At 38.1% G+C, this 17,619-nt stretch carries 14 protein-coding genes; 1 reads left to right on the top strand and 13 read right to left on the bottom strand.

All coding sequences use genetic code 11. From position 1 onward, the window contains the following. Positions 1 to 15 precede the first annotated feature (15 nt). From RHP56_RS02810 to pcrA, 4 genes are read right to left on the bottom strand one after another with little or no spacing between them, the layout of a single operon-like run. On the bottom strand, positions 16 to 1,158 hold the full coding sequence (locus tag RHP56_RS02810; protein WP_102753133.1) for a CamS family sex pheromone protein: 1,143 nt from the start codon (positions 1,156 to 1,158) through the stop codon (positions 16 to 18). Next, complete coding sequence (ligA, locus tag RHP56_RS02805) at positions 1,158 to 3,200, bottom strand: NAD-dependent DNA ligase LigA (RefSeq protein WP_042252768.1); 2,043 nt, start codon at positions 3,198 to 3,200, stop codon at positions 1,158 to 1,160. The genes RHP56_RS02810 and ligA overlap by 1 nt, the downstream gene beginning before the upstream one ends. An 8-nt stretch (positions 3,201 to 3,208) precedes the next feature. Next, positions 3,209 to 3,697 (bottom strand): kinase, encoded by a 489-nt coding sequence (locus RHP56_RS02800; protein ID WP_025267864.1) that lies wholly within the window; start codon positions 3,695 to 3,697, stop codon positions 3,209 to 3,211. Then, positions 3,694 to 5,943: a DNA helicase PcrA gene (gene pcrA / locus RHP56_RS02795; RefSeq protein WP_102753131.1), complete on the bottom strand. Its 2,250-nt coding sequence runs from the start codon at positions 5,941 to 5,943 to the stop codon at positions 3,694 to 3,696. The genes RHP56_RS02800 and pcrA overlap by 4 nt, the downstream gene beginning before the upstream one ends. Before the next feature lie 186 nt (positions 5,944 to 6,129). On the opposite strand from pcrA, the gene RHP56_RS02790 reads away from it, so the two are divergent. Continuing rightward, a complete protein-coding gene (locus RHP56_RS02790) occupies positions 6,130 to 6,627 on the top strand; it encodes a GNAT family N-acetyltransferase (protein ID WP_011679390.1) in 498 nt (165 codons plus the stop codon). A gap of 23 nt (positions 6,628 to 6,650) precedes the next feature. Here the strand turns inward: RHP56_RS02790 and RHP56_RS02785 are convergent, their stop codons facing one another. From RHP56_RS02785 to alaS, 9 genes are all read right to left on the bottom strand, one after another. After that, positions 6,651 to 7,289 carry a glycoside hydrolase family 73 protein gene (locus RHP56_RS02785; protein ID WP_011679389.1) on the bottom strand — a complete coding sequence of 213 codons (639 nt, stop codon included), beginning with the start codon at positions 7,287 to 7,289 and terminating at the stop codon, positions 6,651 to 6,653. After that, positions 7,289 to 9,013 (bottom strand): thiol reductant ABC exporter subunit CydC, encoded by a 1,725-nt coding sequence (cydC, locus tag RHP56_RS02780; RefSeq protein ID WP_462794726.1) that lies wholly within the window; start codon positions 9,011 to 9,013, stop codon positions 7,289 to 7,291. Before cydC ends, RHP56_RS02785 begins: the two co-directional genes overlap by 1 nt. Next, entirely contained in the window at positions 9,010 to 10,737 is a 1,728-nt protein-coding gene (cydD, locus tag RHP56_RS02775; protein WP_102753129.1) for a thiol reductant ABC exporter subunit CydD, read from the bottom strand. The genes cydC and cydD overlap by 4 nt, the downstream gene beginning before the upstream one ends. Positions 10,738 to 10,848: 111 nt before the next feature. Beyond that, complete coding sequence (gene cydB / locus RHP56_RS02770; protein ID WP_011679386.1) at positions 10,849 to 11,862, bottom strand: cytochrome d ubiquinol oxidase subunit II; 1,014 nt, start codon at positions 11,860 to 11,862, stop codon at positions 10,849 to 10,851. Beyond that, positions 11,859 to 13,337, bottom strand: coding sequence for a cytochrome ubiquinol oxidase subunit I (locus RHP56_RS02765; protein ID WP_102753128.1), 1,479 nt, complete (start codon positions 13,335 to 13,337; stop codon positions 11,859 to 11,861). The genes cydB and RHP56_RS02765 overlap by 4 nt, the downstream gene beginning before the upstream one ends. 204 nt (positions 13,338 to 13,541) lie before the next feature. Further along, positions 13,542 to 13,841 carry a DUF1292 domain-containing protein gene (locus RHP56_RS02760; protein ID WP_011679384.1) on the bottom strand — a complete coding sequence of 100 codons (300 nt, stop codon included), beginning with the start codon at positions 13,839 to 13,841 and terminating at the stop codon, positions 13,542 to 13,544. A gap of 76 nt (positions 13,842 to 13,917) precedes the next feature. After that, the gene (gene ruvX, locus RHP56_RS02755; RefSeq protein ID WP_014324408.1) at positions 13,918 to 14,349 is read right to left on the bottom strand and encodes a Holliday junction resolvase RuvX; all 432 of its coding nucleotides are present in this window, start codon (positions 14,347 to 14,349) and stop codon (positions 13,918 to 13,920) included. Then, the gene (locus tag RHP56_RS02750) at positions 14,349 to 14,600 is read right to left on the bottom strand and encodes an IreB family regulatory phosphoprotein (protein WP_004164519.1); all 252 of its coding nucleotides are present in this window, start codon (positions 14,598 to 14,600) and stop codon (positions 14,349 to 14,351) included. Before RHP56_RS02750 ends, ruvX begins: the two co-directional genes overlap by 1 nt. Positions 14,601 to 14,696: 96 nt before the next feature. After that, positions 14,697 to 17,378, bottom strand: coding sequence for an alanine--tRNA ligase (alaS, locus tag RHP56_RS02745; protein WP_102753127.1), 2,682 nt, complete (start codon positions 17,376 to 17,378; stop codon positions 14,697 to 14,699). Between the last annotated feature and the right edge of the window lie 241 nt (positions 17,379 to 17,619).

Here is a 17,619-nt window from a genome sequence, read left to right as displayed (position 1 = left end):
AGTTGGTCGATTTTTTTAGTCTAATATTGTTGTCGTAAATGTTTTGTCACCTGAATTACGGATTAGAATTGCTTGCATTTCATTGGCCGCTTTAATAATTATTCGAATCGGTACATTCGTTGGTAAATACTTTAACGCCGATTGAGATACATATGTCGCAAAACTTTCAATCTCAGTTTGACTGTAGAACTGTGTTGTCACTGTAACTTTCATACTAGAAAGCGTACCTGACTTAAAATTAGCAACTGCCGTAGCACCAGCTATATTGGGAAAGAAATTTGAAACATCATTTTTAAAGTTAGCAAAAGATGTGTTAGCCTCTGAACCCAAGCTTGATGTATCAGTTGATTCCTTAGGCAAAACAATAGACTTTTGATTAATGCTAGTCCATTCTTTCAAGTCAGTTCCGCTACTACTTGTAGACTCTGCATAAAAGTTACCTGGCGCTAATGAATCTGTTTTTGAATTGGCATACATGGCAATCACAATAGGCGTATCTGAATCAACCCCTTTTTGTTCTCGAACTTTTTTGATAATTTCTGGTGCAATTTTTTTACCATAAGCTATGCGATCAGCATCTGAAATATTTTGTGTATATGTAGCACCATATTGTTCTTTTTGGTATTCATCCTGTGTGTTCATCGCTACGCCGATAACCATGCCAGCTAATTTAAGGTCGTCACCATCTTTGGTCATGAAATCTTGTTCGGTTAGTGTTTGAACGTAAATCGGATTACGTGAACTATCTGTCTTACCATTATCTTCAGGATTTAATTCATCACTATTACTGCTACTTTTACGCTCAAGTAATGAAGAAACAGTAGACGAACTCAAATATTGTCCCTCTTGAAAAATATAACTGCTCGTCTTAAAATGTGTTTTAGCCAAATCAAGCAATGATGATTCAAAGTTTTTCACATCAAGACTATTCGTCTCAGAAGTTGACGTAATACCACGAGCTGCACTCACCAAATAACGACCATTTTTGATCACCGTTTGGTACTGACCTGGTGTGCTCTGAGTCAACTGGACACCACTTGTTTTTTTACTTGTTGTTAGTGTGACACGATTCACATTGAAAAAATATAAAATGCCAACGGCGATAATCAAAATACCAACGACAATCGCTATATAACCACGAAAACCAATCCGCTTCATTATTTTCCGTCCTCTTTTACTTGTTCATCAACAAACTGTTGTTCGGTCCAAACTGTAACACCTAATTGACTAGCTTTATCAAGTTTGCTACCTGCAGCTTCTCCTGCAATAACTAAGTCTGTTTTCACTGACACTGATCCGGCGACGTTAGCCCCATGATCTTGCAACCATTTTGTTGCAGCAGGTCGACTACTCTGTTCTAGTTTACCAGTTAAGACTACCTTTTTGCCATAGAAAAATGAATTTTCGTCAATCACTGTATCAGATAAATATGATTGGTTAACACCGGAAGAAGCTAGTTCGACAAGTAGTTGCTTAGATTCTGGCGTACTAAAGTATTGAACAATTGACTGGGCAATCGTGTGACCAATACCATTAATATTTGCGATGTCTTCAACAGAGGCTTCTGAAACAGCTGATAAGGTCCTGAACTTTTCTGCTATCAGTCGAGCCGCTTTTGCACCAACCATGCGAATCCCTAAGCCAAATAATAAGCGTTCAAGAGAATTTTCCTTTGAACTGTTAATTGCATCAATTAACTTCACAGCTGATTTCTCTTGGAACTTGTCTAAAGTTAGTAATTGTTCAACCGTTATGCGGTAAATGGACGCCACATCTTTAATATAGCCTGCCTTTAGTAGTTGACCGACAACTCTTGGTCCCATGCCATCAATATTCATTGCATTTCTTGACGCAAAATGTGTTAGTCCTTCTTGAATTTGAGCTGAACAGAATGGATTAATACAGCGGAGTGCTACTTCACCTTCAATGTGAACTAAATTTGATTCACAGGCAGGACATATTGTCGGAACCTGATAAGTTTCACTATCTGTCGGACGTTTTTCTAAAATGACTTGCCCGATTTCTGGAATGATATCACCCGCTTTGTGTAGCGTAACCGTATCACCAATTTGAATATCCTTTTCCCTTAAATAATCAGGATTATGCAAACTAGCACGTTGCACAGTTGTACCCGCTAGCAAAACGGGGTCCATAACTGCAGTAGGTGTTACCGCCCCAGTTCGTCCAACAGTCCATTCAATGTCACGAACGATTGTCAAAGCTTCTTCCGGAGGAAATTTATAAGCGATAGCCCAACGTGGGATTTTAACTGTATTCCCTAAATCAAACTGTAAATCTAGTTGATTCACTTTAACAACAACACCATCAATACCATAAGACAAGCTTTCGCGCTCCGAAGTATACTCATCAATATAGTCAGCAATATCGGCCATTTTATTGATGACACGATTGTGTGTGTCTGTTGGCAAACCTAATTCTGCAAATCGTTCTAACGCACCACTTTGAGTTGTCACTCCTAGCATTTCAGGTTCAGCCGTATAGTATACAAAAGCCGCTAGGTTTCGTGACTTAGTAATTTTAACGTTCAATTGACGTAAGGAACCGGCTGCAGCATTACGAGGATTAGCAAAAGGTTCTAAACCATCAGCCTCTCGCTGCTTATTTAGAGCAGCAAAACTAGCTTTTGGCATATAAATTTCGCCACGTACCTCAATGGTTAATGGTTCAGTCAGTTTTTTTGGTATTGCTTTAATTGTTTTCACATTCGCTGTAACATCTTCACCAACGATACCATTTCCACGCGTAGAAGCTTGTACTAGTTGCCCGTCAACGTAGGTCAATGCAACTGCTAAGCCATCAATTTTTAACTCTAAATTATAAGGTGCTTGGTTTCCAAGCGACTTGGTTGTTCTTGCATCCCAGTCGTTAAGTTCGTCTAAGCTAAATACATCACCTAACGACAGCATTGGGGCAGGATGTACCACTTTTTGTAATTCAGACTTTGTATCTGCGCTACCAACATTCTGTGTTGGTGAATCTGGAATCACATATTGTGGAAATTTTTCTTCTAACGCAACTAACCGCGCATATAATGCATCGTAAATGTAGTCCTCAACTAGTGGCGCGTCATCTTCATAATAAGCCGTGCCATATTGCACAAGCTGCTTTTGTAATCGCGCGGTTTCTTGTTGCGCGTCTTGTGTTGTTAATTTTTCAATTGGCGTAAAATCTGGTAACATTCTCGACCTCAATATTTATTTATTTTAGTAAGTATTTGTTTTTCCGCCATCATCAAACTCACAGACTCATCAAAAATCATTTCACCTTCTATGCGAAGTGAGTCATCCCTTTGATACCAACGAGTTAAATCATTAGGAGTAAAGTCAGTGACTTGCTTAGTGCAATGGCGCCGAACTGTCTCGTTCAAGGATAATTGGTAATAAACAGTAACCACTTGACTAAAATATTGGATTTGCTTACGTATCATTGGACCATAAACACTATTTTTCAAAATGCCCTCTAGTATCACAAACTGTTCTTGTTGATTACCAAACTCAAGTAACTGTTCGATTAGCGATATCGATAAGTTACCCACCTGATCCTTAACATTGAGCATTTCCCGACGAACAATATCTTGAGATATGAGTAGGCTATCTGGTAAAACACGATGTAATTGATGGGCTAATGTTGTTTTACCGCTACCAGAATTGCCACGTATAATAATTAGCGTTGTCATTCTGCTCGTTTAATTGGTGCAAAAGCGGCTAATAGCTGCTTTACCCCTTCTGATGGGAAAGCAACTTTTAATTCTTGATCTTGTGCAGATCCCGACACAGAAACAATCGTACCAATTCCCCATTTTTTATGAGACACCTTATCACCAGGCTGCCAAACCGTACTATCAGCACCAGTTGCTCCTGAAGTCATTTTGGTTACTGGGCTAGCCGCCTTATAGGTTGTGGCTGTTGCTCGTTGCATTTTCTTATCAAATGGAAAAGCTCGATCATTTGATGAAGAAGAGATACCACCATATTGTGTATCCAATAACTCGCTTGAAATTTCATCAATAAACCTCGAAGGTTCATTTGCTTGCGTACGACCATACAATAAGCGTGAAAAAGCATTAGTTAGATATAATTTTTTCATCGCTCGTGTAATACCAACATAAGCCAGACGACGTTCTTCTTCCAGTTGGTTATCATCCATCATAGCCCGTGACAAAGGAAAAATACCTTCCTCCATACCAACTAAAAAGACAACAGGAAACTCCAATCCTTTAGCTGCGTGTAAAGTCATTAAGGTAACTGCCCCGTCACCTTCTTCAAAATCATCCAAATCACTCATTAGTGCAGTAGAACTCAAAAAATCAGTCATCGGATCAACGGATTCGGGATCGTCTGGATTGTATTTTGAGTCGAATTCCTTTGTAACTGACAAAAATTCTTCCAAGTTTTCTAGACGACCTTGACTTTCAGGATCATTTTTTTCGGCTAGCTTTTGACGATAGCCAGATTTTGTCATCGCTAATTCAGCAAGTTCGGTCACAGTTAAAAACTCAGTCTGTTGACGCAAATTGTGCATCATTTCAGCAAACTGAATTAATTTTGAAGCTGCCTTAGCTGTAATTTCTGGTGCTAATTCAATATTTTCAATTGCGCCCATATAAGACAAATTCATTCGATTGGCAAAATCCCGTAACCGATTAATCGATGTTGCACCAATACCACGTTTAGGTTCATTAACTACTCGTTCAAACGCCGCATTATCAGCAGGATTTGTCATCAGATTCATGTATGACATGATATCAAGAATTTCTTTACGCTCATAGAACTTATGTCCACCAACCATGGTGTATGGCATATTAGCTTTCACAAGTGCTTCTTCAATACCACGTGACTGCGCGTTCGTACGATATAATACTGCAAAATCACTGTATGCTGCATTCTTCTCTTGGCGTGATTTTTGAATGTTGGCCAAGACAAAGTTAGCTTCATCACGTTCTGTTTGCGCGCGATAATAAGTAATCTTATCGCCTTTGCCATTTTCAGTCCAAAGGCTTTTGTCGATGCGCTCATTATTATTATTGATAACTGCATTCGCTGCATCTAAAATATTTTGGGTTGAACGATAGTTTTGTTCAAGCAAAACTGTGTGAGCATCTGGATAATCTTTTTCGAAGTTTAAAATATTATTCATGTTAGCACCACGCCAACCATAAATAGACTGATCTGCATCACCTACAACAGCTAAATTACGTGAACGTTTCGCTAGTAAGTTAACAATCGTATATTGCGCATCATTGGTATCTTGATATTCGTCAACATGCAGGTATTCAAACTGATTTTGGTATCGTTCCAGAACGTCTGGCGCTTGTTTGAATAGATCAATCGTAGACATAATTAGGTCATCAAAATCAACGCTCTGAGCGCGACGTAGCTCTGCTTGATATGCGGCATACACTTCAGCGACAGTTTCCTCATATACATTACCAGCCTGCTTAGCATAATCCTTAGCTGTCAACATATCATTCTTAGCATTGGAAACTGTGCCTAAAATTGTGCGTGGGTCATATTGATTAGTATCTAAGTTCAGATCGTTAATAACCCGCTTCATTAACGTGCGTTGGGCACTTGTATCGATAATTGTAAAATTACGTGCTAGGCCAATTCTCTCGCCATCTCGACGTAAAATTCGCACGGCCATAGCGTGAAATGTTGAGACCCAAATTTCTCTTGCAATTTCTGGATCAACTAGTTGTGCAATACGTTCACGCATTTCACGAGCAGCCTTGTTGGTAAATGTAATTGCCAAAATACGCCATGGGTATACATTTTTATCTTGCACCAAATGGGCAATACGATGTGTCAAAACGCGAGTCTTACCAGAACCAGCGCCAGCCATAATCAATAATGGTCCTTCAGTGGTTTGAACAGCCTCTGACTGTTTATCATTCATTCCTTGAATTAGGGTTTCAATTGGCATTTTTATGTCCTTACTTGTAAAAATAACTTCCTTTATTTTACCATTTTTAATGTAATAACTCTAATGGCTCTTCCGAACATGCTTCCATTGTTATTCTAACATTTTTACGCACACGTCCCTCATAATCAATGATAAAATAATAAGCATAATCACCAGTAAAAGCACATTGAAGGAAAGAAGCATTCTATGAAATTAAGACCACTTGAAAAAAGAGATCTCCCTTATATTTACGAACAAGAAAATTCACGTAAAGTGATGGCATTATGGTTTGAAGAACCCTATACATCTTTTGATGAATTACAAATTCTTTACGATCGTCATATTTTAGATCAAACTGAACGTCGTTTTGTTGTGGAAGAGAACGATCGTTTTATCGGTGTTGTTGAATTAATGGATATCGATACGCTACACAGACACACAGAAATTCAAATCATTATCCATTCAGAGTTCCAAGGTCATGGTTACGCACAGGCTGCTATGAGAGCAGGAATAGAGTATGCCTTCACAGTACTGAATATGCATAAAGTTTACCTGTATGTTGATGTGAATAATTCGGCAGCTATTCACATTTATAAAAAAATTGGTTTCATTCCTGAAGGTACTCTCCGTCAACATTTTTTTGCTGAAGGAGAATACCATGACAGTTTAATGATGGGTATTTTCCCGCATGAATTTACATTTTAAAAACAAAAAAAGTAGACTAACGTCTACTTTTTTGTTGCATCAAATCTTTCCAAATGCCAAGTTTGAATAATTGTAATTAACTTTTTAGCGTAATTAGGATCCGTCGCGTAACCATCCTGTGTTAATGCTTTGGCAGCCGAAGCGTAATCATCTGCATCCAAGACGTGTTGATATTGTTTTGCATTCCAACTCGTACCATCATGCAATAGTTTTGCATGTGCTTTCATACTTTCTTGCCAACTATCATAAGCCGCAAAACGTCCTTGAATGGTGATCCATTCACCATTAACATACTCTTGCGTTGGTAATACAGCACTTTTTTGTCCTGCATCCGCTTTAATGCCATATAGATTATTATACTTTGTTGACAACGTACTTGTGTGCCAGTCAGACTCTAAGATAGCTTGCGCAATGCTAATTGATGCCAGGACCCCATATTTTTCTTGCAGTTCACGAGCATATGGCGCTAGTTCATTAATCCAAGCCACCTTCTTTGCTTCTTCACTGTTTGTATTGATCTGATTGTTTTGAGGTCTTTCATAAATCGCAGTGTTGGATGTGATGGCGGCTAAAATAACCAATGCAACTAACAAGCCACACAACATACGCAATCGCTGTTTTTGTAATCCTTTTTTTGATCTTCTTCGCTTTTTTTTCGCCATTAATATTGATCCATGAGTAATAATTGTTTAAATCTTGCTGAAGTTTGATGCAATTCAGCTGGTGAACCGCTCAACGTGAATTTTCCATTCTCTAAAAAGTAAACTTTATCAACATTTTCGATTCCTGTCAAATGATGTGTGACCCAAATAATCGTTCGATCTTTGAGAACTGAAAATATTTGGGATAAAACCTCGTACTCTGTTTTGGGATCTAGTGATACTGTTGGTTCATCTAGCACCACAATTGGCGCATCTTGCAGCATGATTCGTGCTAAGGCAAATCTTTGCCGTTCTCCGCCAGAAAAGCGTGTTCCTGCTTCCTGCATTTGTGTATAGTATCCGTTGGGTAAGGAATTGATTAATGGCTGTAACCCAGCTTGCTCAATTGCTTTTTGAACTTGCTCATCAGTGGCATGAATATTTCCCATACGCACGTTGTTCATAATCGTTGTATCAAATAAATACGCCTGTTGATCCAACACAGCCACCAAACTAGACATACTCCCTTGTAAGTTCTGGACTGGCGTTTCATCGATTACTACTTCACCCAAAGATGATTGGATATCACCTGCCAAAAGCTTTAATAAAGTTGTTTTTCCTGCGCCTGAACGACCAAGTAACACAATTTTTTCTTTAGGCTGAACTTCAAATGACAAATTATCAACAATTGTTTTGTCCCCATACTTAAATGTGACTTGATTAAAATTAATTACTGCTGAGTTAGTTGTGTGTCTAGTCTCCTGTAGCAAGGTTGGTTCTGGTAAATCATTTAACCGCACAATGCTATCTTCGTAGAATGAGGATTCACTTACACCTTGATTCACAGCAATAAAGCTATCAATTAGAGGAAATATTGCAAGTGTGAAAGCCGCAATATAATTAACTGTACTTGAACTATCAGAAAACTGATTGGTTGCCCACATTAAAGTTGTTATAGTCAATATCAATACTAAAACTTGAATGACAAAATCACGCCACCAGCCAAATTTCATACTTCGGTTCTTAACATGAGCTAATCTTGACATTGTTTCGCCTTGATTTTGTACTAAATCTTCTTGTCGTCCTGATAGCACCCAATCTTGCAAACCTAAAATAGCATCGGTTGCATCTATATAAAGACTTTGCTGTAATTTCTTTTGTTGTTGCACAACTTTATAGTTCACTGCCAAACTCAATAATGGCACAATAACCAAGATAACAGCCAACATAACAAACCACCACAACATGAATAACCAATTAATTGTGCCAATTGCTATTGTGAGAAAAAGGTACAATACCATACCTGAACCTAATGGAAAAAGCGTTCTAAGGTAGAGATTTTGTAAACGGTCTAAATCGTCAGCAAGTAAACTAAGCACTTCACCTGTTTGCAGTTGTCCTCGAATACTGCTAGCCGTGCTGGCCGCACTTTCGTATAAACGCTTACGTGTTTTCGAAACGACACGTAATACCCAATTGTGTGACACCAAACGCTGTGCATAACGAAAAACTGGACGCGCAATGCCAAATGCACGTGTCAGCACAATTGGAACGTAAATAATGAGAATATTAGAAGGATGTTGCGCAGAACGAGAAATTAGAAATCCGGATACAAACATTAATGCACCAGCGGCAAAAGTAATCATAAAATTCAAAAATATCGACCAAAAAAGGCCAGATTTTTGTTGACGTAAGGACGGAAGAATCCATCTATCTTGTGATAATAATTTTTTCAATCGCTTCATTTCAGACCACCTTTATGCAATTCATGACGCAGCGCATTCAAAGCACTATTGGTATCAGCTAGCAAGACACCAGGCACGCCAGTTTCCACAATGCGCCCGTCACGTATCACAATAACTAAATCCATTTGATTTAACCAGTGTAACCGGTGTGTTGCAAAAAAAACTAAGTGCTTATCCAAGATAGTTGACATTGTTCTCTTTAAATCAATTTCAGTTTCAATATCTAAATGAGCCGTTGGTTCATCAAAAAGGAGCACTTTACGAGATGAATCTAGCAACATTCTTGCTAAGGCTACACGCTGCGCCTGCCCGCCAGATAGTTGACGCCCACTCTCACCAATTACTGTATTCAACCCTGCTGGCAATTCATCAATCAAACTGGATAAACCTGCTTTTTCAACAGCTTCATTGATTGCTTCGTCACTAGCACTTGGTGCGTAAAACCTAATATTATCACGTAACGATTCATGAAAAATATAAGGTGTTTGTGGCATATAAAAAAACTGCTTCTGCCATTGCTGTTGTGTTAAATGTTTGATCTCCTGTCCATTGATATTTATCGTTCCTTGTTCAGGTTGTAAGAAGCCTCCCAAAATACTTAGTAGTGTAGATTTACCAGAACCACTTTCCCCAACCAAAGCAATTTTTTGATACCCTTTAGCGTGCAACGAAATATCTTTCAAGGTGACTTTTGAGTCATAAGAAAACTGCACAGCGTTCAATGACAATTCACTCTCTGCTTGCCATTTATTTAATTGAAGTTCATCTTGTGGACCGACAATTTTGGTATCAATTACTTCCAAAACATCAGTTAGTGAATTTTTACCATTCAAAGTTGCGTGATAATCATCAGCAAAATTACGCAAAGGAAGAAAATATTCTGGCGCTAAAATCAAAATTGTCAACGCCGGGAAAAGTGCCATTTTGGCGTTCATTAAATCCATTCCTAAAAACACAGCAACAATTGCAACTGATAAAGTCGTAAAAAAATCAAGCGCAAATGTTGATGTAATCGCAATTCTCAGAGTTCGCATGGTTGTTTTTCGATAATCTTCTGAAATATTATAAATTTCGTCACCATATGATTGCGATAAACCTAGTTGCTTCAAGGTTGGCAGGCCTCGTAAAGCATCTACAAAACGATTATTTAAGTTCTTAAAATTAGCGAACTCTGCATCAGCTTTACTTTGTGCTGCCAAGCCCAAAATGATGAAAAACAATATAACCACTGGAAATACTAGCAATAAAAATAGTCCCTGTTCCCACTTAAGATAAACAATATATAGCAGAATTAACCAAGGAATAATACTCAAATCAAAAACTTTAATAAGTAGTAGTTGAAAATAGTTTTTAACATTATCCAATCCCGCACCTAGTGTTGTAACCGCATTTCCTGTACCCGATTGTTTAATAATACTAGGGCCAATTTCGGCATACTTAGCCAACAATTGAATACGATAATTTTCCACTGTACGATCAGCAAATTTCGACATATAGTTATTTTTTAACACAATCAATAGTTGTCTCATCAAAAAAGAAAACGCAAAAAACAATACATTAATGAGTGTTTGGTCAATGCTTTTACCTTGCCATAAATCAGCAATTGCTCGGGCCAAGAAAACTCCCTGGAATATAATCGAAAATGCTTGAATTCCTGTCAAAATAACTAAGATTACCAAAGAACTAATAATACCTGGTAACGCAAAAAGTCTTTTATCTATCATATTTTTTATATGTGTTAAACAATGGTTTGTTATCTCTATAACAATACCCTGCCAAACACTCTCCTTAAATAAAAAAACGCCTACAATCAATTGTAAACGTTTTTAGAATTATTATTCAACTACCTTATCAGCTACAATACGCTTACGGAAAACCCAGAAACTCCATATTTGATATCCTAATGTCAATGGTAAAGCTGTTAATACAACAAATGACATCACTTTTAATGTATATGGCGATGACGATGCATTAATAATTTTTAAACTGTGTAACGGATTGTTAGCTACCATTAAACGTGGGAATAGGCCAACGAATATTAAGATAACGACTTCAACCAAAGTCAAACCAGATAAAATAAATGGGAACACTTCTTTTTTCTTATTAACCGTTAAATACCAACCAATAACTGTGGATAGGACAATTGCCACTAGTATAATTAATGTCCATAACAATTTAGTTTGGAAAAAATCCGTGTAGAAGAACAGCAGAATTGCAAATAGTGCTTCTCCAGCCAACAAAATTGGATATAGAACTTTCAATTGTGCCATTGCTCTTGTGCGAATATCACCGATAATACGCAGTCGTGTATAATTCAAGCCATGTACATAACTCATTAATGTGACAGCAATACCGCCCACAAGCGTAAATGGTGTTACATAATCGAAAAATCCAGCCGACAAGTTTCCCTTAGCATCCATTGGCATACCTGATACCATTGCAGTAAAAATCATTCCTAAGAAAAATGGTGCGATAAACGAGCTAATTGCAATGAAACGTTCCCACAACTGTGACCCCTGAATGGTAGGCATATGTTCACGAAATTCAAAGGAAACACCGCGATAAATCAATGCCATTAGTACAATAAACAATAGTAAGTAAAATCCTGAAAACAGTGATGCGTACCAGTAAGGGAAAGCTGCAAACATTGCGCCACCCGCAGTAATTAACCAAACTTCATTGGCATCCCAATGAGGTCCGATAGATTCATACAACGCTTCTCGATCATCTTGATTACGGGAATTAAAAATAAACTGCATGCCAATGCCAAAATCATAGCCTTCTAAAAAGAAGAATCCTGACCATAATATGGCAATCAAAACAAACCATAATATTTGTAAGAAACTCATCTTGTTGCCTCCTCACTTCCTGCTAAATCCTCATATGGATCACGTGGTGATAGCTCTTCCTCTTTTTCTGCATCAGGTCCATCATGCAACACACGACGAGACAACCAGATCATAACGCCGCCAAGTGACGCGAAGGTTAAGAAGTAAACTATATTTGAAATGAGTAACGAAGCGGCAGAAACATTCGGTGATACAGCGTCAGCGATTGTCATTAATCCATATACAACCCAAGGATAACGTCCTAATTCTGTTACCAACCATCCCGCGGTATTCACAACAAATGGGAAGAACGTCATAATTCCTAGAATCCATAAGAACCAACGCTGAGTCAAAATTAAATTCGTTTTTCTACGATTGAACCAAAGCGCTACAAGAGCCACCATACCTAATAATCCGGCGCCAACTGCCATCACACGGAAAGCATAGAATAACGTATTTTCTGGCACATAGTAATCTTTAATGCCATCATGTGTTTTTCCATATTTTTTTTCAAATTGCTTGTTTAACTCAGTTGTCCCTACAGTTGTGCCACCAGTTAAGGAATGATTTCCTAGAATTGATAGTACGTATGGTACCTCAATTCTTGCGATTACTTTATGTGTTTTCGGATTAGTAACAGATAACAATGACCAAGGCTGTGCTTTATCAGCGCGTTTTGACGAATCCATTGTCTCATCAACGCCTTCCATAGCAGCGTACTTCATTGGTTGCATAGACTGCAACTCAAAAGCATGACGATCCCCGGTAATTACCGTACCACCAACACCAATCAAACCAACAACTAAAGCAATATTAATGGACTTACGGAAAAAATCAACCTGCACATCATCTTTTTTAAGCTTCAACAACTTAAATGCAGACATTCCTGCAATGATAAAGCCACCGGCAACAAAAGTCCCCATCAAAACGTGCGGAAATTCAATCCATAGCTGTTGATTTGTCATTAATGCAAAAATACTTGTCAGCTCGGCACGCCCCATATTATTATCAATGGCATACCCAACAGGATTTTGCATAAATGAGTTAGCGGCCAAAATCCATAACGCTGATAGGCTAGAGGCAATGGCTACAATCCAAATAAAAATGACATGAATTGCCGGTTTAAAACGGTCCCAGGTAAATGACCATAAACCAATGAAGGTTGATTCAGCAAAGAAAGCAACGAGCGCTTCTATTGCTAATGGTGCACCAAAAATGTCACCTACATAACGTGAATATGCCGACCAATTCATACCAAACTGAAATTCTTGAATAATACCCGTTACCACACCAACGGCGAAGCTAAGTAAGAAAATTTTGCTCCAAAATTGGGCCATTTTCTTATACACTTCTTCCTTTTTAATCACATACATTGTTTCCATTGATGCAACGACAACTGCTAAACCAATTGACATCGGTACAAAGAAAAAATGAAAAATCGTGGTCATCGCAAACTGAAAACGCGCTAAATCAAGTATGCCCACTAACGTAACCATAATAATTCCTCCAAAAGACACAATCAAAATTTCGACATGTCTACCTCAAATATTTAAACTAACTCTAAACTAAGTAGTTTCTACCTTTTCTAGTTTATCACTTGATAAGCTACGTTGAAAGTAATTTGCCCCTTTTTAACACAAAATAAAAATACCCATGATGTTTGAATCATGAATATCAGTATTTATTATTAATGCACACTATTAATTAAAATTTGAATCGTCTTCAAGGAAAGTATTCAAAACTTCTTCAACCATATCCCATTCTTTATCATCTTCAATTTGAATTAATTCTTCTTCTGTAGCATCGCCGTTTTCATCGGGGTTGAAAATGTATGCTTGAATATCAACTTCTTCATCATCTTCAATACCTTCTGGTACTAACAAAATATAGTCTTTATTGTACTCATCTGAATGGAATGTGAATAACACTTCATATAATGCTTCATCGCCACTTTCATCAATTAACGTAATTTTTTGTACTTCTGCGTTATTTTCGCTCATTTTCTTTTCCTTATCAAATGTCATAAGTTCATTATACAATAAAAGCCTTGTTCCGTATAGGGACAAGGCTTTTATTCTACTTGGTTAACTTGCCTTTCGAATCTAAATAATTTTGTAAAATAAATTCAGCAGCTATTTTATCGATAACTTTTTTTCGCTTTTTACGTGATATATTAGCTTCTTCAATGAGCATACGCTCAGCTTCTACCGTAGTTAACCGTTCATCCTGAAAATCAGTTGGTAAACCAAAGGTTTCCTCAATCAACTTTGCATAGTTTCGGGATGCTTCCGCACGTGGTCCCTCACTATTATTCATGTTTTTTGGCAAACCAAGAACAACACCTGTTGCGTTTTTCTCTTTGATGATCTCTCCCAATCGATCAATGCCAAATTCTTTATCATCCTCGTTGATGCGGATGATTTCAACACCTTGCGCTGTCCACCCCATCGGATCACTAACCGATACACCAACTGTTCGACTACCAACATCTAGTCCTAATATGCGCATTATTTTTTCAAATAGGCGTGTACAAGTTCTTCAATGATTTCATCGCGTTCATGACGTTTAATTAAATTACGTGCGTCATTTAAACGTGGAATATAGGCCGGATCGCCAGACATCAAGTAACCAACTATTTGATTAATTGGATTATACCCTTTTTCTTCCAATGAACTATACACAATCTCAAGTGTTTCATGGATATCTTTTGGCATTTGATTACCAAAATCAAATATTGCTGTTTCATCTCCTACTGTCATAGTACACGCTCCTTTCTTTAGAAATTATCTCCATACTGCCTTGTTTATTCACTCATTATACTACGCTATAATCACATCAATCAAGTTACAAACAAGTTACTTATCTGCTAAGAATGCCGAAACTGCGGCAAATGCATCTGGAATACCTGCAGGCTTTTTTCCACCAGCTTGAGCCATATCCGGACGTCCACCGCCACCGCCATCTATATGTGGTGCAATAGATTTAATGAGTTCGCCGGCCTTAATGCCCGATTGATTAGCATCTGGAGCAGCAGCAACAATCAAACTTACTTTTTCATCAGCAACGGTTGCTAGTACTAAAACATCTGATGGATAATTTTCTTTCCAGTTATCCGCAACTTGTCGTAAGCCATCCATGCCAGAAACCTGTAACTGGGCAGTAATATAAGTATGTCCATTGACAGTTTTTACATCATTAAATATTTCACCTGCTGTAGCATTAGCTAATTTAGCTTCTAATGATTCGGCATGGCGCTGTGCCGTACGTAAATCAGCTTGCAAATCATATACTTTCTCCGGAGCATCGGTCAGTTTTTGTGCTTTCAAAGCAGTAGCTATTTCCTTCAAAGCTTTTTCCTGAGCCTTATATTGTGAAAGTGCTTGTAGACCAGTTACCGCTTCAATACGGCGTACCCCTGCACCAATTCCTGATTCACTAACTATTTTAAACAGACCTAACTCTGCGGTTGAATTAGCATGAGTACCGCCATCAAACTCTTTGTTGAAGTCACCAATGGATACAACACGGACCTGATCACCATATTTCTCACCAAATACGGCAACTGCACCTAATTTTTTCGCAGACTCAATGTCAGTTTCTAACCAAGTAACCGGTAGGTTCTTAGCAATTTCTTGATTCATCATTGATTCTATTTTATCAAGATCTTCACTTGAAACGGGTCCCTCATTATTGAAATCAAACCTTAAATATTCCGGTTCTACTAATGAACCCGCCTGATGAACATCACCGCCAAGTACATTACGTAATAATTGGTCTAACATATGCGTTGCTGTATGGTTTTTGGATACGGCGATATGACGTGCCATATCAACCTTCAAATCTACTTTATCACCAAGAGTAAAGCTTGAAATGACATCAACAGTATGAATATGTTGTCCGTTTGGAGCTGTTTGAACATCTGTCACATGAGCAATCACATCTCCATTGGTGTTCAAAACATCACCAAAGTCAGGCACTTGTCCACCCATTTCGGCATAAAAAGGTGTTACATCAAAGGCTACTTGTACGGTAGCATCAACATCAGCATTATCCAATAACGCATCAACACCTTGTTCATCTTCGCCAATAATAGCAACGATTTCCGCATGATTGACTTCAGTTTGGGACCAACCGACATACTTTGAATCGACACGCAAATCAGTTAATACAGCATTTTGAACGCCCATTGACTTAGTATTAGAGCGTGCAGCACGAGCGCGAACGCGTTGCGCTTGCAACTCATCATTGTATCCATCCACATCCACTGTCAACCCAGCATCTTCAGCTTGCTCTTGCGTCAACTCAAGTGGGAATCCATAAGTATCAGATAATTTGAAGGCATCAGCACCACTAATTTGTGTCTGACCCGTCTTTTTAGCTTCTTTAATCACATCATTCAACAAAGAAAGTCCGCCTGTTAATGTTGCATTAAAACGCTTTTCTTCAGCAGCAACAGTCTTTTGAATCTTGGCAGTGTTGGCTTTAACTTCTGGGTAGTAGCTTTCCATGATGTCCCCAACAATTGGTACCAAGTTAGTTAAAAACTGTCCTTTAATGCCTAATTTTTGTCCATGCAAAACTGCGCGGCGCAACAAGCGACGAATGACATATCCACGTCCCTCGTTTGAAGGCAAAGCCCCATCCCCAATTGCAAACGTTATTGCACGAATATGGTCGGCAATTACTTTAAAGCTCGTATTGACCTCTGAATCTTGGCTATCATCATAGGTAAATTGATTTGATAATTTCTCTGTGTCCCGAATGATAGGTAAAAACAAGTCTGTATCAAAGTTAGTGCGGCCATTTTGGAAAACAGATACGACACGTTCAAGCCCCATACCAGTATCAATGTTTTTGTGCGGTAACTCAGGGTATTGTGAATTATCTGTTAATCCTGGTAAATGATTAAATTGAGAGAAAACAAGATTCCAAATTTCTAGATAACGTTCATTTTCACCACCCGGATACATTTCTGGATCATCATCAGGTAAATCTTGAAATGAACTGCCACGATCAAAGAATATTTCAGAATCAGGGCCAGAAGGTCCCTCACCAATGTCCCAAAAGTTGTCTTCAACTTCATAAATGTGACCATCCGGCAAGCTAGTTTTTTCTTCCCAAATTTTTCTGGCTTCCTGATCTTTAGGATACACAGTTACATACAATTTTTCAGCATCTAAGCCATACCACTCAGGACTAGTCAATAACTCCCAAGCCCAAGGAATTGCTTGTTCTTTAAAATAATCACCAATTGAAAAGTTGCCCATCATTTCAAAAAGTGTATGATGTCGAGCTGTTTTTCCAACGTTTTCGATATCATTGGTACGAATTGCCTTTTGAGAATTGGTGATACGTGGATTATTTGGGACTACTGTACCATCAAAATATTTTTTTAAAGTCGCAACACCGGAATTAATCCATAACAATGTTGGATCATCTTGCGGAATTAGATTTTTTGAAGGTACAACTTCGTGACCCTTCGAAGCAAAAAAATCTAAAAACATTTGGCGAATTTCTGCTGAACTCAAGTCTTTCATAAAAAATTTTCTCCTTAAATAATATAAAAAGACCAAAACAAAATGCGGACGCTCTACCGTGGTACCACCGCAATTTGTAATGATCTTGAATAAAATCTTTACCTTTATGTCTCATAACGCTGAGCAGCGGTGATTTTTCAATCACAATTAAGTCTGGTAGCGCAAAAAAGCCAACGTGTGCTTTTCATCACCCAGCACATTTCTAACTGACGGACGGCTAATTCGTATGTCCAGAATTCCT

The sequence above is a fragment of the Leuconostoc sp. C5 genome (assembly GCF_056530425.1).
Note: the sequence above shows the minus strand (reverse complement) of the source record. Positions and strands in the feature narration are given on the sequence as shown.